Genomic DNA, 2,293 nt, shown 5'->3' with positions numbered 1-2,293 from the left:
GGGTGGGGGCGTGAACCATCCCGTACGCGCCGTGGCGCACCGGCCTGTTCGGCGGCCGTCGTTGACCGAGTGGGTGCATGGGCTGCCGGGTCTGTCGGGGCGGGCGCGCCGGCTTTTGCTGGAGGGCGACACCGAACGCCGGTACGCGGGCAGGACGGCCGCCGATTCCGGCTACCGGATGACGATGGCTCTGGCGGTCGCGGTCTCCCAGCCCGGCCGGGAGTGGACCCTCGCTCAGTGGTGGGAGGCCCTGGTGCTGCGCCCGACGGCGGGCGGCGCCTGGGCGCGGTCGCTGCGCTCGCGCAAGGGGGAGCTGTACGCCGAGGGCAAGCTCGCCGGGATGCTCGACAAGGCGCGCGCGTTCGTGGGCGCTTCGGGCGCGATCGTGTGCCGGGCCGATGCCATGGTGGCGGTCGCCCGCCTGCGGGCCGCCGTGGAAGCCGTCGTGTGGCCGGGGCCCGGCGGCGGCACCGACCTCAAGAACCTCACCGCACGGCTACAGCTGGCCGAACAGGCCGGCGGACTCGAGCACGAGGTCTCGGTACGGCAGCTGGCCGAGCGGATGGGCTGCGCCCGCTCGACCGTGGAAGCGAGCAACGCCCGCCTGCGTGCGGCCCGGTGGCTGGTCCTGGTCGCGGCCGGCACCGGGGAGCACAGCTCGACCTGGTCCCTGCGAATCCCCACGACAGAGTCTGAAGATCAGGAGTCGTGTGCGCGCCCGGGACACCGTCCAGCCACGGGGGAGAGGGGGGCAAGGGGTGTCCCGGAAGTGCACACGGGCCGGGAGGTGAGCACCCGCGCGCTGGGCGCCGTGATGGGTACCGACGCCTGTCACCACTACGCCCACGGCACGTCCGGTGCCCGGACCCTCGCCGCCCTCGACCCGCTCGACGGCGCCGACGTCGCGCACCTGGCCGCGGCGACCGGACTTCACCGCACCACGGTGCGCCGCCGCGTGGACAAGCTCGTCGAGGACGGTCTCGCCGAGGAAGCCGACGGCCTGGTCTACCTGCCCCGCCACCTGGCCGCCGACGAAGGCCTTCGCCCCGGCCTCGACCAGCTCGAGCACGTCGCCCTCGCCCGGGGCACCGCCGGCCTGGGGGAACGGCGCCGCAAACGGCACGGCGACCAGCGGCGCCGGTTCCGGCAGTGGCTCACCGAACGCACGCAGCACGCCGTCGAGCGTCGCCGGTCCGCCCGGCCGCGGCTGCGGCTGGTGCCCGAGGGCGTCGTCGACGAGAGCACGGGCGAGCTCCACGACACCGCATGGCGGGGGTGGATCATCGACGACCCGTACCGCCCGACCTGGCCCGACGACGGATCACCCGAGGCGGTGTGCGGATGACCCCTCCAGCAGGGCCCCGCACGCGGCCCTGCGCCCCTCGATCGTGGCTGCGCGGCGGTTCGGCCCTCACCAGAGCCGACTCCCGACAGCAGGAGGCCGGTTGGGCGACCACCAGGTCGGTCCTCTCCGTGAAATCCGGACGGCAGCGCGGAGGTCACCATGCAGGTCAGTCGTTGAGGCCCCAGTCGCGGACGGCCTGGGCCAGTTCCGCCTTGGTCATGCCCGTAGCCTCCTGGAGCTCTCTGAGCCGCTGCTGCAGCGGAATGTGGGGGAGCTGGCGCGAGACCGGTGAACCGCCGTCCGGGTCGGCCTCCCCGAAGATGCCCGCCGGCCGTGCCGTTGCCGTGGCGTCGTCCTCGGTCAGGGTGCGAAGAAGGGAGTGGGCCCGCTGGGCCGTGTCGGCAGCGAGCCCGGCAAGGCTCTGGCTGGCGAAACCGCCAACGGCGAGGAGCACCGGCGTGGCCGGCTGCTCGGGAGGGCTCATGACCGGCGGAAGGGGCGGGCGGGCGGCGTGTTCCCCCTCGTCGAAGGCGATGTGCGCGGAGGTGACCGGCGGGAGCGGCAGGTTCCTTGGCCCGTGGTGGTGGAGGCTGGGGTGATCGGGGTCCTGGAGGTCGGCGAAGAAGTCGACCGGGGATCGGCCGCGGAGCAGGAGAAGGACGAGGGGCATCGCGTCGAGGCAGAGGGCGACCTGGATCAGAGCCGTGGCGGCGTGCTTGCACAGGGCGCTGCGGCTGGAGCAGCCGCACGAGGCGCGGCACTGGTCGAGGGCCGGCAGGAGTCGGATGCCGTTGCGGGCGCCCGCAACGGCGATCTCCTGGAGGACGTTCTCGGCGGGCAGCCGTGCGAGCCGGCCGGCGAGGTGGCGGGTGATCACGGTGAGGTCGCGCCACTGCCCGTGGTCCAGGACCGGGATGTGGATCGTCGGGTTGGGCTGGGGGGCATACG

General features: G+C 74.0%; 2 protein-coding genes. One reads left to right on the top strand and one right to left on the bottom strand.

The window, feature by feature from the left end:
• Window positions 1-10 precede the first annotated feature (10 nt).
• Window positions 11-1,345: a MarR family transcriptional regulator gene (locus tag GUY61_RS37670; RefSeq protein ID WP_166634785.1), complete on the top strand. Its 1,335-nt coding sequence runs from the start codon at window positions 11-13 to the stop codon at window positions 1,343-1,345.
• A 166-nt stretch (window positions 1,346-1,511) separates the two neighbouring features.
• On the opposite strand, the gene GUY61_RS37665 is transcribed toward GUY61_RS37670, so the two are convergent.
• Window positions 1,512-2,293: hypothetical protein (locus GUY61_RS37665; RefSeq protein ID WP_166634784.1), on the bottom strand; the 782-nt coding region annotated here is incomplete at its 5' end.

The sequence above is a fragment of the Streptomyces sp. GC420 genome, from assembly GCF_009916105.1.
GTDB lineage: Bacteria > Actinomycetota > Actinomycetes > Streptomycetales > Streptomycetaceae > Streptomyces.
Note: the sequence above shows the minus strand (reverse complement) of the source record. Positions and strands in the feature narration are given on the sequence as shown.